Genomic DNA, 24,871 nt, shown 5'->3' with positions numbered 1-24,871 from the left:
ATTTTTTATGAAATATAATTTATTGTTAATCCCATTATTATTTATAGCAAATAACAGCATGGCGGCGGTATCCCTAGATAGAACAAGAGCGATTGTAGAAGGAAGTTCTAATCCTGTTGTTATTAATATTGAAAACCAAAGTGACACTTTGCCCTATTTAGCTCAATCTTGGATTGATGATAAAGATGGTAATAAATTAACAACTGGACCTTTAATATCAACACCATTAGTCCAACGTTTGGAACCAAACGTAAAAAGTATGATTAGAATATCGACTACAGATGTGTCTAAACTGCCGAAAGATAGAGAGTCTATTTATTACTTTAATTTAAGAGAGATCCCTCCTAAAAGTGATAAGCCGAATGTAATGCAGGTTGCATTACAATCAAGAATAAAATTATTCTATCGTCCAGAGGCTATTTTAGATAAAGCAAAAACAAATTGGGCTTTAGATTTAGAGTTACAATCTGTAAGCAATGGTTATATGATTAAAAATACATCTCCATTTTATTTAACGGTTATAGGTTTAGCCGGAGATAAAAACAAGTCAGAAAATGGGGCATTTGATTCATTCATGATTGAACCTTTTGGTTCTTACCAAGTTAAAACAGCTCATTTTCAAAAGCCTTATTTAACTTATATTAATGATTATGGCGGAAGACCAACAATTTCATTTAACTGTAATGCATCTATATGTAAAGCTGATAAACAATAATTTTTAGGGCTAACAAAGTGAGCGTACAATGAAGCATTTTTATTTGGGATTTTACTTTTTATTCATTTCATTTAGTAGCATGGCTACTCAGTATGAGGAAAATAATTATTTTCCTTCACATGATACGACATCAGCAATGAAGATGAATGAACTTAGTGGAAAACTGAATTTCAAAATAAGTTTAATGTACTCTCCATGTGTTATTTTAGCTAATGAATATATTGGGGATTTCTTTTTCATTAAATTAGATAAATGCTTATTTAATGATAATTATATGAAAATTCCATTGCAGGCTAAAGCGAAGGTGTTTGAAGGAGATCAACCAATAATGACATCCCATAAACTCTTCTCTGGTAGAAATGATGTTTATCTACAGACTAAACAGATTAAGGGTAAATCAGTTATTATGGAGCTAGATTATGATTAAAAAAATATTGGTCATATTAGTTAGCTTGATCGTGGCTCCAGCTTTTGCCAATGATTTAATTATTAATTTCAATGGTAACTTAGTTGATAAAAAATGTGAGATTAAACAATCAGATATAACAGTTCAATTTATACCCTACTCATTAGGATATATTGAAGTAGGTGGAAATATATCGGATAAAAAATCATTTTCGATTGAATTCCAAAACTGTACGCCAACATTGATGAATAAAATTATAAAAATCTCATTAGATTCTGCGAATGTGTATAGGCGAAATGGTATTGATTATTTGAATACTCAAGGTGGAACGGGTCTTATCGTCGGCCTCGAAAATATGAGTGGAGAACTAATATCATTTAATCAACCATTGGAAGTTCAAGTAAATAATGATAACAAAGCAGAATTGATTTTAAATGCATTTTTAACTAAAGGTGATTTTGCTAATCCTGGAACTATTCATGGTACTGCCAGTATTATGGTTAATTATAATTAATAAGAGGGTTTAATGTGATGCATATAAGAAATTTACTCTTATTATTGTTTTTATCTAATACGAGTATTGCCGCTGATTTTAATAGTGGCCGTGCGGATGTAAGAGTTAATATTACGGCAACTATTGTTGCACCTGTTTGTACAATACTAGGCGACAATAATCAATCACCACTATTTGTAAACTTTGATAATATTGATTTTTCTGAAGTAGAGAATGGGACTGCTTATAAAGACATCCAACTTAAATATAACTGTGCAGGAAGTTCTGTACCGGCTAATAAAGTGATGAATCTATATTTATACCCAACAAAATATGGCACTTATACACAAGTAGGTAATAATGTGTTACGTACTTCAAAAGATGGATTAGGGATTTCTTTAATGAAAGGAAATACTAATCTTGATTTAAACAAATGGATTCCTTTTGGCAGTAGTGATCTACAAGGCTCATTTATTCTTCGTGCATCATTAATTACTCCTGATAAATCATTATTAACAGAAGGTAGTTTTGACAGTACGGTTGCTATTTTGATGAGTTATTTATAATCTTAATTAGGTCTTATTATGAAAAAAGTTTTTTCTTTACTCCCCGTGGCATTATTTGCTTTTTCAAATATTAGCTATGCTGGTGATCCTGATGATTGGACTGTAATGGGATATAATGCAACTCAGTTTACAGCAAGTACAACTTGGACTGGTGCTAACTTTAATGGTGTAAACTTAACATTGAATGCACTTTTAAGCAGTTCTGGCGGTAAAATGACAGAATATGCTTGGGGTTCCCGTGCCTGTGCACCTTATGGCGGCACCCCTAATTCAATTAACGTGCAATATGTTATTGCACCAAATTCAGTGAGATATGTTGATCCTATAACTCAAGAGTCTTTTGATTTCACCATTATTTTACCACAATCTTTGGGCACGATTTCTGGATATCCTAATACGCAATATGCACAGATAGGCCAAAGTAGCGGTAATGTTGGGCGTGCAATTTGTAATTCAACGCCTTATACGCCTCGTGCTTTTAGTGGACAAACTCCGATAACTCTAGTGAGTAATACTAATTTACCTATTAGAAACACCCCACATATAATCCAAGTGGATACTACCTTATTTGGGGTAAGGAATCCTGAAGTACCTAGTAAATGGCTAAGTTCTGTCGCATTAATTCAGCCTAAGAACTCAGCAAGGCTCACTTTTTATGTCACGGTAGTGAATACCTGTAGCGTAGATAAAACTCAGCTGGACTTTAATTTTGGCACGTTGCCGCAGTCTACAGCGGAAGGTAAGAATTTGAATAAACAAATTACGGTTAGTTGTACGCATCCAGGTAATATAAAGGTGACTTATCAACCATCCAAACCAATTGATGTTGCTAACCCAACTCGCACGAGTCTTGATTCAGGGAGTACACCATCAGGCTGGTATGGTGAGCTATCTGTTGATAACAAACAACAACTAATCACCACTCTCCAAGGAATTACAAGTAAAACATTAAATATTGGTATGACCTTAGGAAAAAATAGTGCCAATGCAGCGGTAGGTAATATTAATGGTGGTGGTGTATTAATTTTTGAATACATTTAAGTTTAAGTTAATTTAACAACGGTTGAGACTGTCATTTAAATTATGTATGTGCCTGCTTTTTGATAGGTTAAATCTAACAACAAGGCTGGTATATAATGGATAAGAAAGTGACTGCTCTGCCCGCTGTAAGTAATTCAAATATATCCTGCTGTTTGATATTCAGCGCGGCGTTAACATCACAATCGTTGCCAGAGCCGTTTGTTAAGCGGCATTGCCGGCATCTTATGTCCACCGCCGTGGACGAGGGTTTACGACGGATCTTGCTAAATAATCACGGTAAAGAAACCAATTCTTCGCGGGTTAATCCGGTATTTTTAATAAGCAGTTCAAGGTTAATCCCGCTTTTTAACAGGTTACGGGCTAACTCTACTTGACATTGACGTGCACGTAATCTTTCTTGCTCAATACCTTGCTGTAATCCCTCTTGGCGACCTTTATCTTGTAAGCGCTGTGCAATACACATCAGGATATCCTTAAATAATCACGGTAAAGAAATCAATTCTTCGCGGGTTAATCCGGTATTTTTAATAAGCAGTTCAAGGTTAATCCCGCTTTTTAACAGGTTACGGGCTAACTCTACTTGACATTGACGTGCACGTAATCTTTCTTGCTCAATACCTTGTGCAATACCTTGTGCAATACCTTGCTGTAATCCCTCTTGGCGACCTTTATCTTGTAAGCGCTGTGCAATACACATCAGGATATCCTTAAATAATCACGGTAAAGAAATCAATTCTTCGCGGGTTAATCCGGTATTTTTAATAAGCAGTTCAAGGTTAATCCCGCTTTTTAACAGGTTACGGGCTAACTCTACTTGACATTGACGTGCACGTAATCTTTCTTGCTCAATACCTTGCTGTAATCCCTCTTGGCGACCTTTATCTTGTAAGCGCTGTGCAATACACATCAGGATATCCTTAAATAATCACGGTAAAGAAATCAATTCTTCGCGGGTTAATCCGGTATTTTTAATAAGCAGTTCAAGGTTAATCCCGCTTTTTAACAGGTTACGGGCTAACTCTACTTGACATTGACGTGCACGTAATCTTTCTTGCTCAATACCTTGCTCAATACCTTGCTCAATACCTTGTGCAATACCTTGCTGTAATCCCTCTTGGCGACCTTTATCTTGTAAGCGCTGTGCAATATTCATGATAACCTCCTGATGTTTATCTGCCTGTTGACTCAATTGTTCGACAATATGCTCAAAGTTAGGGGAGTCTAGTGCAATGAATAGATAATTGAGAATAGTGACGATGTCGTTGTCACTATTATAGTGTTGATTTAGCGCGTGCGCCAATAAGGGGATCACCTGTTCAAATTCATCGCGTAAATACTTGTGTTTCATCGCCAGTTCCATCACGGCCACTTTACGGTGATTGACTAGCTGATTATCATCAATGACGGTGACGTCTACTAGTGGGAAAGGTCGGGTATACAGGTGGTTAGCAATATCCGGTAAGGGAAAGCAATCGGTCCATAATTGAGAGAAAGGATAGGGTGAACGTCCACCGTGATAAAACAGAACTGGCACAACCAACGGCAATATTTTATGCCCCTGCTGAAGGTGCTGATTCATCGCTAAGAAAGCATAATGGATCAGCCGCCAAGCCATGAGTTTATCCGGGGAACTTTGATGCTCAACCAGTAAATAAATATATCCTTCACCTTGAGTCGTGTGCACCGAATACAACACATCCGACAATCGAGAGCGCAGTTGTTTATCAATAAAGGAAGAGTTAGTGAGCGCTAATGTACTGAAATCACATAGGGATTTGATATGCTCAGGCAAATGTATTTCAAAAAAATCTCTGGCACTGTCAACTTGAGTCATAAACCCCTTAAATGCCCCATCATGTGCGGTGGATGTGTGCTTCGGTTTCATTGTGTCCTTTCATTATTACAATTAAAGCGCCCAACTTTATGGGGTCACTTCAACCCTAGGGGATCTATCTCCGGTTCATTTTTCCATTACCGATAGATTAAGTCATGAGAAAACCGTTTAGGCGGTCTTGAATGTTGACCAGGGTAATATTGCATAATAATTAGACAGCGTATAGGCGATATCGGCGCTTCGGATCACCTCTTTGGTTCGTCAATATCACCGTGTTATAAAAGCTATTGATATTGGACGTAAAATTGCGGGCGCCAATATTGCAGGCAGGATCGTCGCTGATATTTAGGACAATTTACACAGATGCTGGGAGGCTTTTATTGCCTTAATTGCTACGACAAAGATATCGCTACTGTTCTGTACAACGAAATCAAGACACTTTGCTTACCCGATGGCATGACATGGCATGCGTGAAACGACTTATCACGGGTCATTAGATACTGAGAAAATAACAAGTTTAGAGCCCGAGCAGTAGCACATCGCACTTAAACTTTGAGACCATTTTTCTCATATCCGTACAAATTAATCCTACCTGACAAATACTCACCTAAATAGACTTCACTGATTTTACTGAAACCTTGCTCTGAGATTTTATCTTCTAACCACTCAATGTCTTTGTGAATAATTTCAAGCAAATCATGATTCGCTAAGCCATCTACTATAATGGGATAACGTATATTTTCATCGCCACTTTGGATAATCGTCAATTGCCCATTTTGTTCGAGAACGACGCGTTTTAGCTGCTCTACTTCATAAATACCATTTGCCCTTAATTTAAACATCAAATCATTGGCAGAAACCCCATTTTTTAAACACTCTTTAACATTAACGCTGCCATTATGGACCAAGGTAATAGGTTTTCCATCAATAATTCGTTTAATTAAGGGATTATTCTCTTTTAAAAATTTAAGAACAAAAACCAGCAAAGTCCAGATAATTAACACCAGTACAAACTGCAGCACGGTGATCGATTCATTATAAATAACACCGCCGATAATCCCACCTAAAACATAGTTTTGAACCTGATCCATTGCGGACGAGGGGGCCAGATTGCCTTTTCCCATCAGATTTATTTGAACAATCAAACACAGTATGCCCAACCCCAGCTTTATAATAATAGGTGTGTAAATAATCATTTTATTCCTCAATTTTTTATGATTGCTATTGTGGGATTAGTTAACCAAACTTCGACTAAACTGTAAGTCTGTTGATCCGGGCTTAAGTTAATACGGTAATAGCGATCATTGATTTTAACGATGACACCCTCTGATAACTGCACGGAGTTGGAAAAGATAGAATTTATATTTACATCTTTTTCTTTTGATAATGCCCTTACAAAATTAACCATTTGTGATGATTTTGAGTGTATATTTTGGCTATCGGTATAATCCGCGTACTGAACTCCCGAAATGAAGAGTAAAAATAAAAAGGTGATAATTGTTAAATCCCGATATTTAGTCTGTAGGCGATGACGCATATACAGGACGAACAGCACGATTAAAATAAACAACGTGGCAAAAATAATAATATATTTTAAATAATCATTTATATTGGACTGCGTTTGTAAATAATCAATTCCATAAAACTTCATATCGACATGATCCCTGATTGTTTACGATTTTCATCTTTATTATAGTGATTTATTGTCATTTTCACTCTGATGTTAAACAACAATTAAGAATTATCAATTATCATCCGAGGCCTGTCATTGATTTTTACCAATGCGGTTACTGTGTTCCAAATAAATTCAATAAACTGGTACTTAACGAAAACAAATAACGCGATAGAAAAAATCTCCAAGTTAACCCCCTCTGTAGAGGATAAGGCATTACGATCCCAGTAAAGCTGCTTAATAGAATCTATATTTTCCACTATTGATGACATGCGTGATAAGCAGATCACTTTTTACTCGTGATGAGAAGTACATCCATACGAAAATAACTGGAAAATTAGGGGCTGAAAGGAGGACGATCCTTACATACATGAGAGAGCTTAGAAATAGCGTTGTTCACCGAGGATTAGATATATCCGCTAGAGGTGATGTGGTTAAGGGAAGGATAGCTCTCCACGCTCCAACAGATATCACTGACCAGAAGGGAAATGCAAAAAGAAACCCTTCTGAGACCATGCTCGACGTTCTGTTATGTGATCTCGACTGAAGTGGTCAAGGAACGAGTCAATGATGAACTAACTAGATTGGGATTGTTAACAAAAGATGATAGCCCAGCAATAGATAGTCCAGCAATAGATAGAATAGCCCAGAAAATTAAAACCCAAGCACAGCCAGATAACGTGCCCGAGTATGCTAAAGCCATGTTTACGGAGTATCAGAGCAACTTAGATATGTATACTGCGGATCAGCACGCTGTTCTCATCTACAATACGTTGATAGATAACTTAAAAGAAAGCTTAAGCATCACTAGGGATATAAACTATTTAACATAATCGTGCAAGCATAATCATAAAAAAACACTTATCCCGGTTAGGTAATATCAGTAGTGATAACGACATGATGCTATTAGCAAGGAATCATTACTAACGGCATAGACTAATCGATGTTCCGCCGTAATTCTTCGTGACCAGAACCCAGCAAGATTGTGTTTCAGAGGTTCAGGTTTACCTTTTCCTTCAAATGGTGTTCTACTGGCATTCTTAATGAGCTCATTTATCTTTTTTACGGTTTTTCTGTCCGTTTCTTGCCAGTACAAGTAATCTTCCCATGCTTCGGCAGACCATGTTAGCTTCACTTAATAATTTCCCTTTCCATCCCTTTTCCATCTTTTAGGCTTTCTATCGAGTCCATAAGTCTGCGTGCATTTTTTGGTGATCTCATTAGGTATGCCGTCTCTTCGAGAGAGTTATATTCATCGAGAGACATCAGTACACATGATTCGCCATTCTGGCGCGTGATCAGTACAGGTACTCTATCTTCAACTGTTTGAATCATTGTTGTTGATAAATTCTGTCTGGCTTCACTGTAGCTTACCGCTTTCATATATCCTTTCCTTTAAGTTGTTGTACAGTTAATTGTACAATGCGTGAGGGGGAAAGTAAATAGATTGATGGATGACTATATTTTTTCTATTCATCGACTATTTGAAATAAATGGGCTTAAACGAATGTTCTGCAATACAAAAATGAGTAATTCAGGATATGGTTCTTCTGTAGATAATGAATATCTATGGGGGCGTTTTGAGAACGAAAATCAGGTACGTTAAACCTGACTTTTGAACAGGCTGACCTATAGCAATAGGGCGTACTCCCGCGCTATATGCTGTTTTCGTGCAGGCCCCGATATTTCACAATTTAGCTGCTCTATTTGCTTTTTCTCTCTCTGTTAACTCTCTTAATTAGAAGTCATATAAATCATATCGTTGAAACTACGCGCCACAAAACCTAAGATGCGTATGCCCCTAAAAAGGTAAGTGGCTTACGGGCAAGCACGTAGGCCGATCAACTCCCTATATCCCAGTAATGGTGAATGTATGGCTCAAATAATTTTTGAAAGAAACAGAGGTGTTCGGTGGCAACAGAAAAGAAAACGAATGGAGATTCTATCCATGAGCAGTTAAACCAGTTAGAAATGCAGGGGCGTGTTCCAAGTGACATTCGTGAGACAGGTACTCAACAAATGCGCTGGCAATGGGAAAAATATCCTTCAGGTGTGCATTATGGCGCACCGATGGACCCAGAACAGTTAGGTCGCTACAATGATCCTACAGGCCGCACAGGTATCTGCTACGCTGCAGATAACGCAGCCTCGGCAATAGCTGAATCGTTGGGAAGAGTCTACCAACGTGACCCAGAGAATTTCACTTTCGGTTTGAGTGATTTACACCAGGCTCAGATGTATACGCTAGAGACGACTCGTGATACGAGAACCATCAATATGACGAAGTTGCAGGGTATGTTGCATATTACTGCTGATCAAACGATGGGGAATCGACAGGATATTACACAAGCCATTACCGATTGGGCTGCTAACACACCAGGGCTACAGTATGATGGTATTTCGTACAGTTCCAGACATTACGGTGTGGGGATGTGTACTGCCTTCTGGGAACGCGAAGGGGAGATAGGCCCCTTAGTTGATGTTACACATAGTTCCGTTTATTCACATGTTGATTCGAACCCAGATAATTTTCCTCAAAACTGGCAGGAAAAAGACATTGATGGATTTGAAATTGTGGTGGAAACACTACAATTTCAAGTGAGTACAGATGACTCGTAAATAAAAGGCCCTAAGAGGCCTTTTTAGTGAGATGCCTGCTGACCGAAGAGAGCGGCTTGTTTGCGGATCTCTTTCATGTGTTCACCTGCTGTGCCGTATTTTTTCAGTGCATCGATGACATTTAAATTTTCTTCATCATCGAAAAAATACATTGCAGTCAAGAACGAGATTTTAGTGACTGGGCTAAAATCTGCTAGTAACAATAAAACTTTTTCCAGTCCATCAACCATGCGGTTTCCGTCAAACTGGAATGTTGGGAATTTGCTCTCGCCCCCTATCTGCACTGCCAGCAATTTTTTTGCTTTCAGTCGATTGTTAATTGTCTGCCTTTTTACTCCGAGGATGTCAGCAGCTGTACTTGCCCTGCATGTTCCACCGAGTCTTTTCAAATGTTCTGCAAATTTGACCGCGCTTTTATTTAGATGATCTATTTTGCGTTTTTCACGCGGTGACATCTCAGAAGACCGGTCTAGTTGAGTTTCAAAAAAGAGTTTAGCCAGCTCGTTATCTGTCATGTTGCGAGCGGTAGTTAGCTGTTTTTTTTCAGCTAATTTTGCCACTAACTCGACTGACAAATTTGATAAACGGTCAAACACGGCCATTTGCTCTGCGGACAGTGGTTTGCGGCATTCTTTTTGAATTGTGCTAGTCATATTCACCTCTCTTTGACACTTAGGATAGACATGTAATTGTAAAGTGTCAAATTAAAGTGACGTAAAAACATACAAATTAAACAGAGGGTGTTGTCGCAATAGAGTATAACCTCTACTAAGGTTGTTCATTATACGAATGAACAGATGGTTGATATTTGAGATCGTGTTTTACAATCCTTTAAGGTTAGACAGAACGTGTATTAAACGTAACAGCGCAATGATAGGGCTATTATTACGCTGATTTAACATAAGGGGACTTATGGGAAGCGAAAAACGGATTTAACCAACAGACACCTAAATTAAATTACGCTATTCTATTTGCCTTAAGGATAACTCAAAAGGATTAGCGTCATGTCAGAAAAAGACTCTCCCGATACCGGTGAATGCCAATATGTTTCCTATCACTTACCTCAATGGGATGAAAAAGGGAAATGCAGTTGGAATGACCTACAGCTTCAACACAAATCTCTCAATGCCCAAGCTAAATGTATCGTACCCCCAATCAAGGTAATCCCTGTGATTTTTATTCCTGGTGTTATGGGGACAAATCTTAAAAGTGATGTTGGTGAAGATTCTTGGAAAGCGGAATCGATTATGGGGGCTGATACCCTTTGGTTTGTCCCTAAAGACGGTCATGAACGTAGAAAAACTTTAAACCCGGATACTACTACTGTTGAAAACAGGAAAACAAGTATTAGCTCTCGAGTTCATTCTCTCGAGTTCATTCTCTCTTCCCTGATAATGGAAAACTACTCCCTACTAGACACGAGAGGCATTGGGGTGAAGCGTTATATCTAAGTTATGGAAGATTCTTGGAATTTTTTCAATATGCGTTGTTGGATGATTGGCAGACTGATGTTTATCGTATGTATTCTGACGCTAAACTAAAACAATTCAAACGTTCAGGTGTATTAGCTAACTTAGTTAGCCGAAAATTAGGGGATACTCATGACTCTCCGCTAACCGATCCTGAGCTAACACACTTTAAACGCTTCCTCTTTTCTGTTCATGTTTTTGGCTATAATTGGTTGAAGGATAATGCTATATCCGCTGAAGAACTGACTAAATATATTGATGATGTTTTAGATATCTACAAAAATAAGCATGGATATGGTTTAGCAGTAGAAAAAGTCATTTTAGTCACGCATTCTATGGGGGGGTTAGTCGCTCGTTACGCAATGAATCCTCCAGAAGAGTCTACATTTAAAGGCTGCCAAGATAAGGTTTTAGGGGTTGTTCACGGGGTTATCCCTGATTTAGGGTCTCCAGCAGCTTATCGCCGAATGAAAACCGGAGCGGGTAAAGAAGATATTCCAGGGCAAGTTTTAGGAGGAAACGCAGAAAAATTAATGCCTGTTTTAGCAAGAGCGCCAGCGCCATTACAATTACTGCCGTATCCGTCATACCCATCAGGATGGTTAAAAATTGATGGTGAGAGTGAATATCCTAAAGTAGACCCTTTTGACGAAATTTACTTACGTAATGATGTGTGGTGGAAATTGTATCAATCTGACATTATTGATTCCGATAATGCGAAGGTTAGGAGCAACTGGGTTGAATATACAGGATTGATGAAAGGTGAAGTTAAAAAATTCATGTTACATCAAGAAAAAGGTTTTTATCACCCTAATACGTACGTATTTTATGGTAATGAAAAAGAATCCGATAATTATCTATCATGGAGTCGTGTTTCATATAAACGAGAAATACAACTGAGTGAGGATGCATTGCGACGTTTACCTGCCGTTAAAAATGTTCGATTTGAAAAACAATCAGATGGTAAAATGTATGTTATTCCTACAGGCGATGTTCCGCATTATTATTACAAAATAGATGACGATAATGTTTATGATTTAGTTTCGTCGTCAGGCAAAGGTGATAGCACCGTTCCCATTGAGTCACTCAATAGAATAAAAATGCACACATCCATTAAAAGTGTCTTGGCGACAAATGTTGATCACCAAAATGCTTATGCATTAGAAGATACGGCTTATTCTGAATTTAGTGATGCCATTAAATTCACATTAAGGTCGATTATTAAAATAGTACAAGAGGTTGATGCCAGTGCGGCTAACTAAATTACAAGCATGGTTCATGATAATTTTGGTTATGCTCATAATTTCATTTTTATGGCTCATTCGTGAAGTTGCTCCCGCTCCGTTAAGTGACAAGGAAAAGATTGTGATAGAAACTCTGTTTGATAAAGTGAAACCTCAATGTATTGGTCGTTATCTTATTGATGTTCCTGCATCATTTAATAACCAATTGCAGGATAAGATATTTATTGATGATTTTAAAATTGAGAGCAAATTTATTTATCCTCCTGCATTTCGGCAACGAATTGAGTTACGAGAAAAGGAGTTAATAGAAAGAACAACGAGTAAAGAAAATACACCTGTACTGAAGGAGGTTATACAATTGCCAGATGGAAAAGGCGTTATTTTCGATAGTAATAGATCAGGAAAAGATGACGCTTATAGAACATTAGAAGCCCATGTATATGACAATCACATTGCTTTTATTATCACAACAAATATCTTAGATTTGTCAGCACCAAAATATGCAGATGAAAAAAAATCGTATATTGAAATATCTGGTTTTAGTGAAATAGAAACAAATACTCGACCTACTAAACTTGCGTCTATGCAATCTTTAATAGCTCGATTAAGTGGGCGGTTAGATCATGTCGTTCCCACAGAAAAAGGAGTTTGCATTCCAAATGGTTTTATTTTAGATGATAATAATAAACAAAAAGAAGATATCTATTTTCTATATGGAAATAGTGATTTTAGTTTAGCCATAAACATGGATCATCATGAGACGCCTCAAGATGAAATATTATTGAATAAATCTTTTGAAATAAAAAAAGCGATGGCGTTAAATAATATGCACACGTTTAAAAAAGGTGAAATAAAACCCAATGGCGTTCCCGCTCAAGAATGGCTAATGTATGGAAGACAAAAAGTTTATAACGAAGAAAATAAAGAAGAATCAGGCTTTCCTTATTATTCTTTTCTTTTGAAGGTAAATCAAGGTACATCCTCTTTTGCTAAACCATTTTTAAGCATAACTTTATTTAACAATGATAAAGAAACAACGTACAGTGATGCTGAAATGGTTGAAATTTGGGATCGGATTGTTGGTTCTCTGCGTTATAAACCTAATGCGTTTTAAGTCACGCTAGAGCGATAATCCTGTTGTTATCGCTCTGATTTAACATAATGGGTCTTGTTAGAACCTAATTTATATAAATAATCTTGTTATTGTTATCACCAATAATATCAACATTCTCATTAATTATCGCTGTAGAGAAAAAACTATAATTTAAGCAATTTAATTCTTCAGCGCTTAATTTTCTTTTATTTTTTAAATACCATTTATTATGTATTATGCGGGGTTATAGTTTTTTGTCTTAGTATAATTGTTTCTTTGTTATCATCATACTTAACTCCTCCTATTGATAGAGCATTATCATCCCATACTTTTATGAGGATAAATGGCTTATCGTTAATAGCTGAGAGATATAAATAATCTCGGAAAAAAATGATGAAAAGCAAAGCATATTAAAATAAATATACTCACCTTTATTAAGTCATTAAAAGTTTTTGAATATTTCATCGAGGGAGTTATCTATTTTTTCAGAATTACCACTTGATACAGGAAATATAGGGTCGATTTTATCCATGCCTAAATAATCCAATTTTGGTGGTGTATAGAAAAAATCAAACCTTACTTGTCCGGTTGCAAACTTTATTAACGCTTTTAAGCAACGGTCATCATCGACATTTTTAAGCAGGTGACCTAACGCAGAACCAGCGACTGTAAACGCATAGTCATACCAATCAAAGCCGATATGATGTTGTTGCCTTGTTCCTGTTAATTCACCGTACACTGCTTTGTATGTATCTATTTTTTCAACTGACCGTGCCGTAATGACACTTACGGGGTAGGTGTAATTTGAGCCGAGCCATAATCCTGCAATGATATGCTGTACCTTGTTATAACTAGGATCATCTTTTTGAGGACTGTGTTTATCACCATAAAATAGCGTGTTGTTTTGTTTGCTATGTAAAAGCTAAAATCGTTTCTGATCTGCCTTTTGTAAGAAATAAAATTTTTTCCAACGAAAAAACAGACTCTTTTTTCATATCTAACGTGACAACATCATCCCCCGAATTCCCTTGAGGCTTAGTTTTATAAGGGATCAACCCATCATTATAAAGTTCATCATAGGTATCCCCTAAACGCTGCACTAACGCTTCAATATTCACACTCATTGGTATACCCGACCGTTACAGGCAGCCTGTTCAAAAAACAGGCTTGCCGTACAATAATTTTCGATATCCAAACTGACCCCCTAGTACCACATTGGGGCATTCGGAATTTTATCAGTGAGCGCCGTAAAACCCCGTCCTTTTAGGTCGGGGATATAAGGCGTGCAGTTGACTTTATCTGTAAATAATGCCAGTATTTTACACAATATACTGTGAGAATGTAAGAATGAAGCGCGCATATAAATATCGGCTTTACCCAACATCTGAACAGGCTGAGCTTTTAGCTCAGACGTTCGGCTGTGTGCGTTTCGTCTATAACTCAATCCTGCGCTGGCGTACCGATGCTTACTACGACCGTCAAGAAAAAATCGGCTATATGCAAGCCAGTTCAAAACTCACCGCAATGAAAGAAAATACTGATTTTTCATGGCTTAATGACGTTAGTTCGGTTCCATTGCAACAAGCTCTGCGTCACCAACAATCAGCTTTTGCTAACTTCTTTGCTGGTCGCACCAAATACCCAACCTTCAAAAGTAAGCACCATAGGCAATCAGCGACCTTCATGAGTACGGCTTTCAAGTACCGCGACAGTAAGCTATACATGGCTAAAAGCAAAGAGCCGTTAGATATTCGTTGGAGTCGTGAATTGCCCTCCACGCCGTCAAGTATCACTATTTCCAAAGACTCGGCAGGGAGATACTTTGCATCGTGCCTTTGCGAGTTTGAACCTAAATCACTGCCTATTTCAGCAAAAACAGTTGGCATTGATGTAGGTTTAAAAGATTTGTTTGTCACTGACACTGGATTTAAAACAGGCAATCCCCGCCACACTGCAAAATATGCAAAACGTTTAGCCTTGCTACAGCGGCGATTGAGCAAAAAGAAAAAAGGCTCAAGTAATCGCGCTAAAGCAAAACTAAAAGTTGCAAAACTCCACGCAAAAATAGCCGATTGCCGCATGGATAACTTGCACAAGTTATCCCGTAGACTGATTAACGAAAACCAAGTTGTCTGCGTTGAATCTCTGAAAGTGAAAAACATGATCCGCAACCCTAAATTATCTAAAGCGATAGCAGACGCTAGTTGGAGTGAATTTGTGCGCCAACTTGAATATAAGGCTGAATGGTCTGGACGTTCCTTAGTTGCTATAGAGCAGTTCTTCCCATCTTCAAAGCGTTGCCATTGTTGCGGTTATACACTGTCTAAACTGGCGTTAAATACACGGTCTTGGGTATGCCCTGAGTGCAATACTGAGCATGACCGTGATATTAACGCTGCAAAAAACATCAAAGCCGCTGGTCTAGCGGTGTTAGCCCTTGGAGAGTTTGTAACTCCTAAATCGCATCACGCGGCCTAGGTTAGACTCTGTGAATTGGGAATCCCCTTCCTTTAGGGAGGGGAGCAGTCAATGTTTCCATTCATGATTTAGTTGCTCAAGAGTCAAAAAAGTAACACTTTTAATATTCACTTTTTTATATCCAAAGAGCATTGAAACGGCAACTTCTCTATCTAAAACAGGGGATTTCAGAACAAAAACAGATGTTTTCCCAAAACTAATTCCCATAATTATTTGTTCAGGTGCATTTCTAATAGGTGAACCTAAATGTTGATATAACCACTGTTCTGTCATCACTTGTTCTAACCCAAAGGGGATTTCATTCGGAAACTTCCAACCATTTCGCATATCATCCGGAATAACCGTTATCGTGATTTCTCTTAACCTTTTCGACGGGTTATCAAAAGATAAAAAAACAGACTCTTTTTTCATATCTAACGTGACAACATCATCCCCCGAATTCCCTTGAGGCTTGGTTTTATAAGGGATCAGCCCATCGTTATAAAGCTCATTATAGGTATCCCCTAAACGCTGCACTAACGCTTCAATATTCACACTCATTGGTATAATCCTTTTGCTTCATTTAGTTCATGAATTTTTTCTAATTTTTCATCTAAGTAAATAACCTGAGATAAAATGCCGAAGGTATCTTTGGGATAAATTGAGGGGGCTGGCTTGGGTATTGCGATGGTGGACGAAGAAACTGGAATAGATTGCGCGGGAGCTAAAGACAATGCTCTGGGTTCCATAAAAAATCGTAACTTCGGCACGTTGACATAAACCGTCGTTGTTGACGTTCGGATATTTGTTCGACTTGTTGCACTTCCAATGTAATTATTTTCTGGCATCCCAGCGTCTCCGAATAAAAACAACCATAATGAGATGTGAATTAAAACGTATTCGGTTTGTAACGAAATGAACTGATAATCCGATCCCAAATCTCGACTATTTGAGTATCACTGTATGTTGTTTTTTTATTTCCCATTAGCATCTTTATAGAAAATCAGCGCAATAATAACCCGATCATTGCGCTAATTAAGTTTAGTACGCGTTTGGTCTAACTTTAAAAGACTGCAAAACGCGATCCCAGATTTCAACCATCTGTTCGTCGGTATAATCTTTTACCGTCAATATTCCTGAGTTATGCAGTAAAATTAGTACTAAAGGCTGTAGATAGGTGACATTTTTTTCATTGGCATTGTATTGGAAACGGTATTTTTTATCACCGTCTTCGACCCCGGAAATTAGCCATTCTTCGCCGGCAAGATTATTGTAGTGGACTGTGCCTTTTTTTAACGTCGATGCACCTAACTGGCGCATAATTGGTTTAACCTCTGAGGAGCGTTCGAGCAAACTGTCATCTTCACTCCCCAACAAGTTATCCATCACAATTGCCCACGCAAATTGACTATTTTTAAAAAGCATGGACAATTTAAATTTATGTTCTTGTCCATCATCCCGAATAAACCCGTAAGGAATACACATCCCTTTTTCAGTTGGAATTTCATTCTTTGGACGACCGTGTAAGCGAGAAATCAACGACTGCATGGCGGCTAGTTTTGGTGCTCTATCTATAAATAATCTATTGTTTTTCTTGTATCTTTCTTGCCTATTTTTATATTTATCTTTAGTAATATCGTTATATTTTGAAGTGATGATAAAAGCAACATTATCAATATAAATATGCGCCTCTAATTCTCTAGCTGCATCTGGATAAGCATAGCTTTCATTTCTGTCAAAGATAACCCCATCATTTATTCTAATTATCTCTTTCAAAAATGGTCCATCCGAGTCATCACTTACACGATGTTTTTTCAACTCTTCTTCACGTAATTCAATGCGTTGTTTAAACGAAGGAGGATAAATAAATTGACTTTCAATGGTCATATCATCAATTTTGACAATGGAGGAAAGTTCTTGGGTTAACGCTTTGGGATAATTAAAGGTATAACGACCTAAACAGTAGGTGGGTGCATCATCAAACAGGGTATTAATCACAGCAGAATCCTTGTCATTAAGCGAAGTTGAATAGGTTTTATTCGGTACAGAGCACGCCGCTAAAGCTGCTAATAAAACCAGGCCTAAAAAACCGATAAATTTATTTTTCATCAGGGTTTCACTTCATCCGATTGCAAGATACGACACAAGGAGCGCAAGGTGAATTTTATCGCCGGTGATAATTCAGTTTCTCCATATATGAGGGTACTGTTGATGCAGAACGAGAGCAATTCCGAATAAAAACAGACACAATACTTCACCTTATATTAAATTATAGCGATAAAACATGATTATCTATCCGATCCCAAATCTCGACTATTTGAGTATCACTGTATGTTGTTTTTTTATTTCCCATTAGCATCTTTATAGAAAATCAGCGCAATAATAACCCGATCATTGCGCTGATTAAGTTTAGTACGCGTTTGGTCTAATCTTAAAGGACTGCAATACGCGATCCCAGATTTCAACCATCTGTTCGTCGGTATAATCTTTTACTGTCAATATTCCTGAGTTATGCAGTAAAATCAGTACTAAAGGCTGTAGATAGGTGACATTTTTTTCATTGGCATTGTATTGGAAACGGTATTTTTTATCACCGTCTTCGACCCCGGAAATTAGCCATTCTTCGCCGGCAAGATTATTGTAGTGGACGGTGCCTTTTTTTAACGTCGATGCACCTAACTGGCGCATAATTGGTTTAACCTCTGAGGAGCGCTCAAGCAGACTGTCATCTTCACTCCCCAACAAATTATCCATCACAATTGCCCACGCAAATTGACTATTTTTAAAAAGCATGGACAATTTAAATTTATGTTCTTGTCCATCATCCCGAATAAACCCGTAAGGAATACACATCCCTTTTTCAGTTGGAATTTCATTTTTTGGGCGACCATGCAAACGAGAAATCAGTGACTGCATGGCGGCTAGTTTTTGAGGTTTGTCGGTAATAGGATAATCATCCGAAAAATATGATTTTTCTTTAGCATACTTATCTGATGTAAGATCATGGAATTTAGTTTTGATAATAAAAGCCACATTATCAATATAAACATGCGCTTCTAGCTCTCTGGCAAATCCTGGATAAGCATAACTTTCATTTTTATCAAAAATAATGCCCATTTCCAATCGGATAATATCTTTCAAGAATGGTCCATCCCGCTCCTCACTTACACTTTGTTTTTTTAATTCATCTTCACGTAATTCGATGCGTTGTTTAAATGAGGGAGGATAAATAAATTGACTTTCAATGGTCATATCATCAATGGTGATAACCGAGGAAAGTTCTTGGGTTAACGCTTTGGGATAATTAAAGGTATAACGACCTAAACAATAGGTGGGTGCATCATCAAATAGGGTGTTAATCACGGCAGAATCCTTGTCATTAAGCGAAGTTGAATAGGTTTTATTCGGTACAGAGCACGCCGCTAAAGCTGCTAATAAAACCAGGCCTAAAAAACCGATAAATTTATTTTTCATCAGGGTTTCACTTCATCCGTCTGCAATATGCGACATAAGGAACGTAAGGTGAATTTTATCGCCGGTGATAATTCAGTTTCTCCATATATGAGGGTACTGTTGATGCAGAACGAGAGCAATTCCGAATAAAAACAGACACAATACTTCACCTTATATTAAATTATAGCGATAAAACATGATTATCTATCCGATCCCAAATCTCGACTATTTGAGTATCACTGTATGTTGTTTTTTTATTTCCCATTAGCATCTTTATAGAAAATCAGCGCAATAATAACCCGATCATTGCGCTGATTAAGTTTAGTACGCGTTTGGTCTAACTTTAAAAGACTGCAAAACGCGATCCCAGATTTCAACCATCTGTTCGTCGGTATAATCTTTTACCGTCAATATTCCTGAGTTATGCAGTAAAATCAGCACTAAAGGCTGTAGATAGGTGACATTTTTTTCATTGGCATTGTATTGGAAACGGTATTTTTTATCACCGTCTTCGACCCCGGAAATTAGCCATTCTTCGCCGGCAAGATTATTGTAGTGGACGGTGCCTTTTTTTAACGTCGATGCACCTAACTGGCGCATAATTGGTTTAACCTCTGAGGAGCGCTCAAGCAGACTGTCATCTTCACTCCCCAACAAATTATCCATCACAATTGCCCACGCAAATTGACTATTTTTAAAAAGCATGGACAATTTAAATTTATGTTCTTGTCCATCATCCCGAATAAACCCGTAAGGAATACACATCCCTTTTTCAGTTGGAATTTCATTTTTTGGACGACCGTGTAAGCGAGAAATTAACAACTGCATGGCGGCTAGTTTTGGTGCTCTATCTATAAATAATCTATTGTTTTTCTTGTATCTTTCTTGCCTATTTTTATATTTATCTTTAGTAATATCGTTATATTTTGAAGTGATGATAAAAGCAACATTATCAATATAAATATGCGCCTCTAATTCTCTAGCTGCATCTGGATAAGCATAGCTTTCATTTCTGTCAAAGATAACCCCATCATTTATTCTAATTATCTCTTTCAAAAATGGTCCATCCGAGTCATCACTTACACGATGTTTTTTCAACTCTTCTTCACGTAATTCAATGCGTTGTTTAAACGAAGGAGGATAAATAAATTGACTTTCAATGGTCATATCATCAATTTTGACAATGGAGGAAAGTTCTTGGGTTAACGCTTTGGGATAATTAAAGGTATAACGACCTAAACAGTAGGTGGGTGCATCATCAAACAGGGTATTAATCACAGCAGAATCCTTGTCATTAAGCGAAGTTGAATAGGTTTTATTCGGTACAGAGCACGCCGCTAAAGCTGCTAATAAAACCAGGCCTAAAAAACCGATAAATTTATTTTTCATCAGGGTTTCACTTCATCCGATTGCAAGATACGACACAAGGAGCGCAAGGTGAATTTTATCGCCGGTGATAATTCAGTTTCTCCATATATGAGGGTACTGTTGATGCAGAACGAGAGCAATTCCGAATAAAAACAGACACAATACTTCACCTTATATTAAATTATAGCGATAAAACATGATTATCTATCCGATCCCAAATCTCGACTATTTGAGTATCACTGTATGTTGTTTTTTTATTTCCCATTAGCATCTTTATAGAAAATCAGCGCAATAATAACCCGATCATTGCGCTGATTAAGTTTAGTACGCGTTTGGTCTAACTTTAAAAGACTGCAAAACCCGATCCCAGATTTCAACCATCTGTTCGTCGGTATAATCTTTTACCGTCAATATTCCTGAGTTATGCAGTAAAATCAGCACTAAAGGCTGTAGATAGGTGACATTTTTTTCATTGGCATTGTATTGGAAACGGTATTTTTTATCACCGTCTTCGACCCCGGAAATTAGCCATTCTTCGCCGGCAAGATTATTGTAGTGGACTGTGCCTTTTTTTAACGTCGATGCACCTAACTGGCGCATAATTGGTTTAACCTCTGAGGAGCGCTCAAGCAGACTGTCATCTTCACTCCCCAACAAATTATCCATCACAATTGCCCACGCAAATTGACTATTTTTAAAAAGCATGGACAATTTAAATTTATGTTCTTGTCCATCATCGTGAATAAACCCGTAAGGAATACACATCCCTTTTTCAGTTGGAATTTCATTTTTTGGGCGACCGTGTAAGCGAGAAATCAACGACTGCATGGCGGCTAGTTTTTGAGGTTTGTCAGTAATAGGGATACTGTATTTTTGATCCCTTATCTGCATGTTTTTATATTTAGGATTAGATACATCCCTTATTTCAGTTTTGATAATGAAGGCAACATTATCAATATAAACATGACCTTCTAAAATCCGACCAAAATCTGGTGTTGTAGAGTTTTCGTTACTATCGAATATAACTCCATTATCTAACTTAATTACTTCCTTTAAAAAAGGGGCATCAGATGAATCGATAACTCTTTTATTTTTTAACTCTTCTTCACGCAGCTCAATGCGTTGTTTAAATGCAGGGGGATAAAGAAATTGACTTTCAATGGTCATATCATCGATAGTGATGACCGATGAAAGTTCTTGGGTTAACGCTTTGGGATAATTAAAGGTATAACGACCTAAACAGTAGGTGGGTGCATCATCAAATAGGGTGTTAATCACGGCAGAATCCTTGTCATTAAGCGAAGTTGAATAGGTTTTATTCGGTACAGAGCACGCTGCTAAAGCTGCTAATAAAACCAGGCCTAAAAAACCGATAAATTTATTTTTCATCAGGGTTTCACTTCATCCGATTGCAAGATACGACACAAGGAGCGCAAGGTGAATTTTATCGCCGGTGATAATTCAGTTTCTCCATATATGAGGGTACTTTTTTTATTTCCCATTAGCATCTTTATAGAAAATCAGCGCAATAATAACCCGATCATTGCGCTGATTAAGTTTAGTACGCGTTTGGTCTAACTTTAAAAGACTGCAAAACCCGATCCCAGATTTCAACCATCTGTTCGTCGGTATAATCTTTTACCGTCAATATTCCTGAGTTATGCAGTAAAATCAGCACTAAAGGCTGTAGATAGGTGACATTTTTTTCATTGGCATTGTATTGGAAACGGTATTTTTTATCACCGTCTTCGACCCCGGAAATTAGCCATTCTTCGCCGGCAAGATTATTGTAGTGGACTGTGCCTTTTTTTAACGTCGATGCACCTAACTGGCGCATAATTGGTTTAACCTCTGAGGAGCGCTCAAGCAGACTGTCATCTTCACTCCCCAACAAATTATCCATCACAATTGCCCACGCAAATTGACTATTTTTAAAAAGCATGGACAATTTAAATTTATGTTCTTGTCCATCATCGTGAATAAACCCGTAAGGAATACACATCCCTTTTTCAGTTGGAATTTCATTTTTTGGACGACCGTGTAAGCGAGAAATCAACGACTGCATGGCGGCTAGTTTTTGCGGTTTGTCGGTAATAGGGATACTGTATTTTTGATCCCTTATCTGCATGTTTTTATATTTAGGATTAGATACATCCCTTATTTCAGTTTTGATAATAAAAGCCACATTATCAATATAAACATGACCTTCTAAAATCCGACCAAAATCTGGTGTTGTAGAGTTTTCGTTACTATCGAATATAACTCCATTATCTAACTTAATTACTTCCTTTAAAAAAGGGGCATCAGATGAATCGATAACTCTTTTATTTTTTAACTCTTCTTCACGCAATTCGATGCGTTGTTTAAACGCAGGTGGATAAATAAACTGACTTTCAATGGTCATATCATCAATGGTGATAACCGAGGAAAGTTCTTGGGTTAACGCTTTGGGATAATTAAAGGTATAACGACCTAAACAGTAGGTGGGTGCATCATCAAACAGGGTATTAATCACAGCAGAATCCTTGTCATTAAGCGAAGTTGAATAGGTTTTATTCGGTACAGAGCACGCCGCTAAAGCTGCTAATAAAACCAGGCCTAAAAAACCGATAAATTTATTTTTCATCAGGGTTTCACTTCATCCGTCTGCAATATGCGACACAAGGAGCGCAAGGTGAATTTTATAGCAGGAGACACATCTTTTGTTTTTTTGTACGTTTCAAACTCGGCATCCCCTTTTAATGGGACAAACTGATAAGCGTTCTGATGGTCAACGTTCATTTCTAAAATTTCTTTAAACAGTTCTTTTCTATCTAAATTTATGGAATATTTAGGAACTGTACCGTCACCGCGCCCGCCCTCATAATCCATTGTTGGCGTACTTTTCCATTTATCACTGGATTTGAGTAACGTATACTCACGCTTCTCGCCATACATTTCAGTGGCTCTGCTATCATCGGAGAGCCATAACCACGAGGTTTTATCCCTTAATTTCCACGTTACAGTTTCATCTGAGCGGCGAGAGTCTTTTGGATCATCATCATCAAAATATGCTCCGTAAAACTGGTAAGTATTCGTATGATACTTATTGTCCATTTTTTGAATAAAAGGAGCGACTTTCCGTTCAATTATATTTTTATAGTTAATGAAATTTTTTTTGCTAGTAGCATCGTTTTTATCAAGAATGTCTGACTCATACATTCGCCACCACACATCATCTTTAAGATAGATTTCTTCGAACGGGTCACCATTTTGAGGCAATAACAAATCTGTTACGCCATCCGGACTGCCTTTTTCAATCCGTAGCCACGGCTGTCCATTATTATATTTGGGAGAAGGCAAAAGCTGCATGGGGGCGGGTGATTGAGCCAAGACTGACATCAAGCGTGTGGCACTAGCGCCTAAAACAAGTGACATCGGGAATGAATGTTCTCCAATTTTCATCATTTTATAGGCGGTCGGCGAGCCTAAATCGGGCATCACACCATGCACGATCCCGAGAATTTTATCTTTGTAGGGGGTATCTAATAATTCAGAAGCATAGCGTGAAACCAATCCGCCCATTGAATGGGTCACTAGAATGACTTTTTCATGTCCTTCTTCAAACGCCAGTCCATGGCCAACCCCTCCATTTTCATTGGTGTTATACATCATTAACACATTATCGATGTAATTTGCGAGTTCTTGCGCAGACTGAGCATTATCTTGTAGCCAGTTATAGCCAAAGACATGAAGTGGAAGCAACAGACTGCGGTAATGAGTTGTTTCTTTAATAGAAAGGGGGTTTTTATCATCATCTGAAAGTTTTTTGCCTAAAATATGCTGGAAAATAGATTTAGAACCCTTACCATTACCTTCAAAATATTCCGTTGCGGCAGCCGCAGAGCCAATACCATCCTTTCTTGCTTGGTTATAATAATCTTCCCATATTAACAACTCTTTTTGTAATTGTTCTAAAGGCTCAGCATAAGAGAATTCCAATGCGCTACCCCAACCCCGTTTTTGACGAGAATTAGCAAAATAAGTCGACTCGTTATCACTATTACTCACCTTTTGGTCAAAATCCGTCACAACCGCGTTAGGGTTTAATAGTTCACGGCGACGTTTTCCTCCGGTCAAGCCCCAACCTAGCGCATCCCATAATTTTAATGCCAGATTACTACGAATACGCCAGACAGATTCTCCCGAATCTTTATGTTTTAAGTTAGACCCCATAATGCCGGGTAAAAAAATAACAGGAACCACTTTGGTTGCAGGGGGATAAAGATGGGCTTTGGCGTTCCGTGATTTATGTTCCGTTGTACACTCCCACGCAACGCGTTTCTTCTCGTCAAACTCACAAAAACGGTGTTGGATATTTTCTATTTGTTCATCCTGATCCATCATATATCCTTTGAATTTTGGTTATGGATTGAAATATAACCTAGATTTGATGAGATAA

30 protein-coding genes and 1 pseudogene are annotated in these 24,871 nt (G+C 37.7%); 11 read left to right on the top strand and 20 right to left on the bottom strand.

Features of this window, described 5'->3' with window-relative positions:
• Positions 1-7: 7 nt before the first annotated feature.
• The 5 genes from MNY66_RS11970 to MNY66_RS11950 are packed head-to-tail and all read left to right on the top strand — an operon-like array spanning position 8 to position 3,221.
• Entirely contained in the window at positions 8-715 is a 708-nt protein-coding gene (locus MNY66_RS11970; RefSeq protein WP_241500960.1) for a fimbrial biogenesis chaperone, read from the top strand.
• Positions 716-743: 28 nt separating this feature from the next.
• Positions 744-1,142: a hypothetical protein gene (locus MNY66_RS11965; protein WP_241500959.1), complete on the top strand. Its 399-nt coding sequence runs from the start codon at positions 744-746 to the stop codon at positions 1,140-1,142.
• Positions 1,135-1,635: a fimbrial protein gene (locus MNY66_RS11960; RefSeq protein ID WP_241500958.1), complete on the top strand. Its 501-nt coding sequence runs from the start codon at positions 1,135-1,137 to the stop codon at positions 1,633-1,635. The genes MNY66_RS11965 and MNY66_RS11960 overlap by 8 nt, the downstream gene beginning before the upstream one ends.
• A 17-nt stretch (positions 1,636-1,652) precedes the next feature.
• On the top strand, positions 1,653-2,180 hold the full coding sequence (locus MNY66_RS11955; protein ID WP_241500957.1) for a fimbrial protein: 528 nt from the start codon (positions 1,653-1,655) through the stop codon (positions 2,178-2,180).
• Positions 2,181-2,198: 18 nt separating this feature from the next.
• Entirely contained in the window at positions 2,199-3,221 is a 1,023-nt protein-coding gene (locus MNY66_RS11950) for a hypothetical protein (protein WP_241500956.1), read from the top strand.
• Between the two features lie 271 nt (positions 3,222-3,492).
• Here MNY66_RS11950 and MNY66_RS11945 read toward each other — a convergent pair whose 3' ends face one another.
• The 6 genes from MNY66_RS11945 to MNY66_RS11920 all read right to left on the bottom strand — a co-directional run bounded on the left by MNY66_RS11945 (position 3,493) and on the right by MNY66_RS11920 (position 6,706).
• Positions 3,493-3,684, bottom strand: coding sequence for an RpnC/YadD family protein (locus MNY66_RS11945; RefSeq protein ID WP_241500955.1), 192 nt, complete (start codon positions 3,682-3,684; stop codon positions 3,493-3,495).
• 18 nt (positions 3,685-3,702) lie between these two features.
• Positions 3,703-3,918 carry a hypothetical protein gene (locus tag MNY66_RS11940; RefSeq protein WP_241500954.1) on the bottom strand — a complete coding sequence of 72 codons (216 nt, stop codon included), beginning with the start codon at positions 3,916-3,918 and terminating at the stop codon, positions 3,703-3,705.
• An 18-nt stretch (positions 3,919-3,936) separates the two neighbouring features.
• Positions 3,937-4,128, bottom strand: a complete 192-nt coding sequence (locus tag MNY66_RS11935; RefSeq protein ID WP_241500953.1) for an RpnC/YadD family protein — start codon at positions 4,126-4,128, stop codon at positions 3,937-3,939.
• A gap of 18 nt (positions 4,129-4,146) precedes the next feature.
• A complete protein-coding gene (locus MNY66_RS11930) occupies positions 4,147-5,106 on the bottom strand; it encodes an Rpn family recombination-promoting nuclease/putative transposase (RefSeq protein ID WP_241500952.1) in 960 nt (319 codons plus the stop codon).
• A 494-nt stretch (positions 5,107-5,600) separates the two neighbouring features.
• On the bottom strand, positions 5,601-6,251 hold the full coding sequence (locus MNY66_RS11925; protein WP_053907799.1) for a DUF421 domain-containing protein: 651 nt from the start codon (positions 6,249-6,251) through the stop codon (positions 5,601-5,603).
• Positions 6,252-6,259: 8 nt separating this feature from the next.
• Positions 6,260-6,706, bottom strand: a complete 447-nt coding sequence (locus MNY66_RS11920) for a DUF3290 domain-containing protein (RefSeq protein ID WP_241500951.1) — start codon at positions 6,704-6,706, stop codon at positions 6,260-6,262.
• Positions 6,707-7,215: 509 nt separating this feature from the next.
• Here MNY66_RS11920 and MNY66_RS11915 point away from each other — a divergent pair.
• Positions 7,216-7,560, top strand: a complete 345-nt coding sequence (locus tag MNY66_RS11915) for a hypothetical protein (RefSeq protein ID WP_241500950.1) — start codon at positions 7,216-7,218, stop codon at positions 7,558-7,560.
• Positions 7,561-7,607: 47 nt separating this feature from the next.
• Here the strand turns inward: MNY66_RS11915 and MNY66_RS11910 are convergent, their stop codons facing one another.
• Positions 7,608-7,862 (bottom strand): Txe/YoeB family addiction module toxin, encoded by a 255-nt coding sequence (locus MNY66_RS11910; RefSeq protein WP_241500949.1) that lies wholly within the window; start codon positions 7,860-7,862, stop codon positions 7,608-7,610.
• Complete coding sequence (yefM, locus tag MNY66_RS11905; RefSeq protein ID WP_241500948.1) at positions 7,859-8,110, bottom strand: YoeB-YefM toxin-antitoxin system antitoxin YefM; 252 nt, start codon at positions 8,108-8,110, stop codon at positions 7,859-7,861. Before yefM ends, MNY66_RS11910 begins: the two co-directional genes overlap by 4 nt.
• Positions 8,111-8,698: 588 nt before the next feature.
• Here yefM and MNY66_RS11900 point away from each other — a divergent pair.
• Complete coding sequence (locus MNY66_RS11900) at positions 8,699-9,346, top strand: RES domain-containing protein (RefSeq protein ID WP_241500947.1); 648 nt, start codon at positions 8,699-8,701, stop codon at positions 9,344-9,346.
• 23 nt (positions 9,347-9,369) lie between these two features.
• On the opposite strand, the gene MNY66_RS11895 is transcribed toward MNY66_RS11900, so the two are convergent.
• Entirely contained in the window at positions 9,370-9,999 is a 630-nt protein-coding gene (locus MNY66_RS11895) for a DNA-binding protein (protein WP_241500946.1), read from the bottom strand.
• Between the two features lie 351 nt (positions 10,000-10,350).
• On the opposite strand from MNY66_RS11895, the gene MNY66_RS11890 reads away from it, so the two are divergent.
• From MNY66_RS11890 to MNY66_RS11880, 3 genes are read left to right on the top strand one after another with little or no spacing between them, the layout of a single operon-like run.
• Positions 10,351-10,797 (top strand): hypothetical protein, encoded by a 447-nt coding sequence (locus MNY66_RS11890; RefSeq protein ID WP_241500945.1) that lies wholly within the window; start codon positions 10,351-10,353, stop codon positions 10,795-10,797.
• Positions 10,798-10,811: 14 nt separating this feature from the next.
• Positions 10,812-12,077 (top strand): lipase family alpha/beta hydrolase, encoded by a 1,266-nt coding sequence (locus MNY66_RS11885; protein ID WP_241500944.1) that lies wholly within the window; start codon positions 10,812-10,814, stop codon positions 12,075-12,077.
• The gene (locus MNY66_RS11880) at positions 12,058-13,173 is read left to right on the top strand and encodes a T6SS immunity protein Tli4 family protein (RefSeq protein WP_418298703.1); all 1,116 of its coding nucleotides are present in this window, start codon (positions 12,058-12,060) and stop codon (positions 13,171-13,173) included. The genes MNY66_RS11885 and MNY66_RS11880 overlap by 20 nt, the downstream gene beginning before the upstream one ends.
• A gap of 421 nt (positions 13,174-13,594) precedes the next feature.
• Here the strand turns inward: MNY66_RS11880 and MNY66_RS11875 are convergent, their stop codons facing one another.
• Together MNY66_RS11875 and MNY66_RS11870 are read right to left on the bottom strand one after the other, a co-directional pair.
• Positions 13,595-13,891, bottom strand: a complete 297-nt coding sequence (locus MNY66_RS11875; RefSeq protein WP_241500942.1) for a hypothetical protein — start codon at positions 13,889-13,891, stop codon at positions 13,595-13,597.
• A 235-nt stretch (positions 13,892-14,126) separates the two neighbouring features.
• Positions 14,127-14,276 (bottom strand): annotated as a pseudogene (locus MNY66_RS11870) (DUF6392 family protein); the annotation flags it as partial.
• A gap of 223 nt (positions 14,277-14,499) precedes the next feature.
• Between MNY66_RS11870 and MNY66_RS11865 the strand changes: the two are divergent.
• Positions 14,500-15,630, top strand: a complete 1,131-nt coding sequence (locus tag MNY66_RS11865) for an RNA-guided endonuclease InsQ/TnpB family protein (protein ID WP_241500941.1) — start codon at positions 14,500-14,502, stop codon at positions 15,628-15,630.
• Positions 15,631-15,678: 48 nt separating this feature from the next.
• Here MNY66_RS11865 and MNY66_RS11860 read toward each other — a convergent pair whose 3' ends face one another.
• The 9 genes from MNY66_RS11860 to MNY66_RS11820 all read right to left on the bottom strand — a co-directional run bounded on the left by MNY66_RS11860 (position 15,679) and on the right by MNY66_RS11820 (position 24,813).
• Entirely contained in the window at positions 15,679-16,170 is a 492-nt protein-coding gene (locus MNY66_RS11860; protein WP_241500940.1) for a DUF6392 family protein, read from the bottom strand.
• Positions 16,167-16,457, bottom strand: coding sequence for a hypothetical protein (locus MNY66_RS11855; protein ID WP_241500939.1), 291 nt, complete (start codon positions 16,455-16,457; stop codon positions 16,167-16,169). Before MNY66_RS11855 ends, MNY66_RS11860 begins: the two co-directional genes overlap by 4 nt.
• 41 nt (positions 16,458-16,498) lie before the next feature.
• Complete coding sequence (locus MNY66_RS11850) at positions 16,499-16,594, bottom strand: T6SS immunity protein Tli4 family protein (RefSeq protein WP_241500938.1); 96 nt, start codon at positions 16,592-16,594, stop codon at positions 16,499-16,501.
• Between the two features lie 56 nt (positions 16,595-16,650).
• A complete protein-coding gene (locus MNY66_RS11845; RefSeq protein WP_241500937.1) occupies positions 16,651-17,718 on the bottom strand; it encodes a T6SS immunity protein Tli4 family protein in 1,068 nt (355 codons plus the stop codon).
• Between the two features lie 300 nt (positions 17,719-18,018).
• Entirely contained in the window at positions 18,019-19,083 is a 1,065-nt protein-coding gene (locus MNY66_RS11840) for a T6SS immunity protein Tli4 family protein (protein WP_241500936.1), read from the bottom strand.
• Between the two features lie 300 nt (positions 19,084-19,383).
• Entirely contained in the window at positions 19,384-20,451 is a 1,068-nt protein-coding gene (locus MNY66_RS11835) for a T6SS immunity protein Tli4 family protein (RefSeq protein ID WP_241500935.1), read from the bottom strand.
• 300 nt (positions 20,452-20,751) lie between these two features.
• Complete coding sequence (locus MNY66_RS11830) at positions 20,752-21,819, bottom strand: T6SS immunity protein Tli4 family protein (RefSeq protein WP_241500934.1); 1,068 nt, start codon at positions 21,817-21,819, stop codon at positions 20,752-20,754.
• A 169-nt stretch (positions 21,820-21,988) separates the two neighbouring features.
• Complete coding sequence (locus tag MNY66_RS11825) at positions 21,989-23,056, bottom strand: T6SS immunity protein Tli4 family protein (RefSeq protein WP_241500933.1); 1,068 nt, start codon at positions 23,054-23,056, stop codon at positions 21,989-21,991.
• Positions 23,056-24,813: a lipase family alpha/beta hydrolase gene (locus tag MNY66_RS11820; RefSeq protein WP_241500932.1), complete on the bottom strand. Its 1,758-nt coding sequence runs from the start codon at positions 24,811-24,813 to the stop codon at positions 23,056-23,058. Before MNY66_RS11820 ends, MNY66_RS11825 begins: the two co-directional genes overlap by 1 nt.
• Positions 24,814-24,871 lie beyond the last annotated feature (58 nt).

Source organism: Moellerella wisconsensis, from assembly GCF_022592395.1.
Lineage (GTDB): Bacteria > Pseudomonadota > Gammaproteobacteria > Enterobacterales > Enterobacteriaceae > Moellerella > Moellerella wisconsensis.
Note: the sequence above shows the minus strand (reverse complement) of the source record. Positions and strands in the feature narration are given on the sequence as shown.

Bases quoted from the DNA above. Each gene is read 5' to 3' on its own strand.
- MNY66_RS11865 (WP_241500941.1), top strand. From the start codon at position 14,500: ATGAAGCGCGCATATAAATATCGGCTTTACCCAACATCTGAACAGGCT.
- MNY66_RS11855 (WP_241500939.1), bottom strand. From the start codon at position 16,457: ATGCCAGAAAATAATTACATTGGAAGTGCAACAAGTCGAACAAATATC.
- MNY66_RS11955 (WP_241500957.1), top strand. From the start codon at position 1,653: ATGCATATAAGAAATTTACTCTTATTATTGTTTTTATCTAATACGAGT.
- MNY66_RS11965 (WP_241500959.1), top strand. From the start codon at position 744: ATGAAGCATTTTTATTTGGGATTTTACTTTTTATTCATTTCATTTAGT.
- MNY66_RS11825 (WP_241500933.1), bottom strand. From the start codon at position 23,056: ATGAAAAATAAATTTATCGGTTTTTTAGGCCTGGTTTTATTAGCAGCT.
- MNY66_RS11920 (WP_241500951.1), bottom strand. From the start codon at position 6,706: ATGAAGTTTTATGGAATTGATTATTTACAAACGCAGTCCAATATAAAT.
- MNY66_RS11890 (WP_241500945.1), top strand. From the start codon at position 10,351: ATGTCAGAAAAAGACTCTCCCGATACCGGTGAATGCCAATATGTTTCC.
- MNY66_RS11850 (WP_241500938.1), bottom strand. From the start codon at position 16,594: ATGGGAAATAAAAAAACAACATACAGTGATACTCAAATAGTCGAGATT.
- MNY66_RS11820 (WP_241500932.1), bottom strand. From the start codon at position 24,813: ATGGATCAGGATGAACAAATAGAAAATATCCAACACCGTTTTTGTGAG.
- MNY66_RS11970 (WP_241500960.1), top strand. From the start codon at position 8: ATGAAATATAATTTATTGTTAATCCCATTATTATTTATAGCAAATAAC.
- MNY66_RS11895 (WP_241500946.1), bottom strand. From the start codon at position 9,999: ATGACTAGCACAATTCAAAAAGAATGCCGCAAACCACTGTCCGCAGAG.
- MNY66_RS11840 (WP_241500936.1), bottom strand. From the start codon at position 19,083: ATGAAAAATAAATTTATCGGTTTTTTAGGCCTGGTTTTATTAGCAGCT.
- MNY66_RS11925 (WP_053907799.1), bottom strand. From the start codon at position 6,251: ATGATTATTTACACACCTATTATTATAAAGCTGGGGTTGGGCATACTG.
- MNY66_RS11950 (WP_241500956.1), top strand. From the start codon at position 2,199: ATGAAAAAAGTTTTTTCTTTACTCCCCGTGGCATTATTTGCTTTTTCA.
- MNY66_RS11900 (WP_241500947.1), top strand. From the start codon at position 8,699: ATGCAGGGGCGTGTTCCAAGTGACATTCGTGAGACAGGTACTCAACAA.
- MNY66_RS11860 (WP_241500940.1), bottom strand. From the start codon at position 16,170: ATGAGTGTGAATATTGAAGCGTTAGTGCAGCGTTTAGGGGATACCTAT.
- MNY66_RS11940 (WP_241500954.1), bottom strand. From the start codon at position 3,918: ATGTGTATTGCACAGCGCTTACAAGATAAAGGTCGCCAAGAGGGATTA.
- MNY66_RS11930 (WP_241500952.1), bottom strand. From the start codon at position 5,106: ATGAAACCGAAGCACACATCCACCGCACATGATGGGGCATTTAAGGGG.
- MNY66_RS11835 (WP_241500935.1), bottom strand. From the start codon at position 20,451: ATGAAAAATAAATTTATCGGTTTTTTAGGCCTGGTTTTATTAGCAGCT.
- MNY66_RS11945 (WP_241500955.1), bottom strand. From the start codon at position 3,684: ATGTGTATTGCACAGCGCTTACAAGATAAAGGTCGCCAAGAGGGATTA.
- MNY66_RS11880 (WP_418298703.1), top strand. From the start codon at position 12,058: ATGCCAGTGCGGCTAACTAAATTACAAGCATGGTTCATGATAATTTTG.
- MNY66_RS11915 (WP_241500950.1), top strand. From the start codon at position 7,216: ATGCAAAAAGAAACCCTTCTGAGACCATGCTCGACGTTCTGTTATGTG.
- MNY66_RS11845 (WP_241500937.1), bottom strand. From the start codon at position 17,718: ATGAAAAATAAATTTATCGGTTTTTTAGGCCTGGTTTTATTAGCAGCT.
- MNY66_RS11830 (WP_241500934.1), bottom strand. From the start codon at position 21,819: ATGAAAAATAAATTTATCGGTTTTTTAGGCCTGGTTTTATTAGCAGCT.
- MNY66_RS11935 (WP_241500953.1), bottom strand. From the start codon at position 4,128: ATGTGTATTGCACAGCGCTTACAAGATAAAGGTCGCCAAGAGGGATTA.
- yefM (WP_241500948.1), bottom strand. From the start codon at position 8,110: ATGAAAGCGGTAAGCTACAGTGAAGCCAGACAGAATTTATCAACAACA.
- MNY66_RS11960 (WP_241500958.1), top strand. From the start codon at position 1,135: ATGATTAAAAAAATATTGGTCATATTAGTTAGCTTGATCGTGGCTCCA.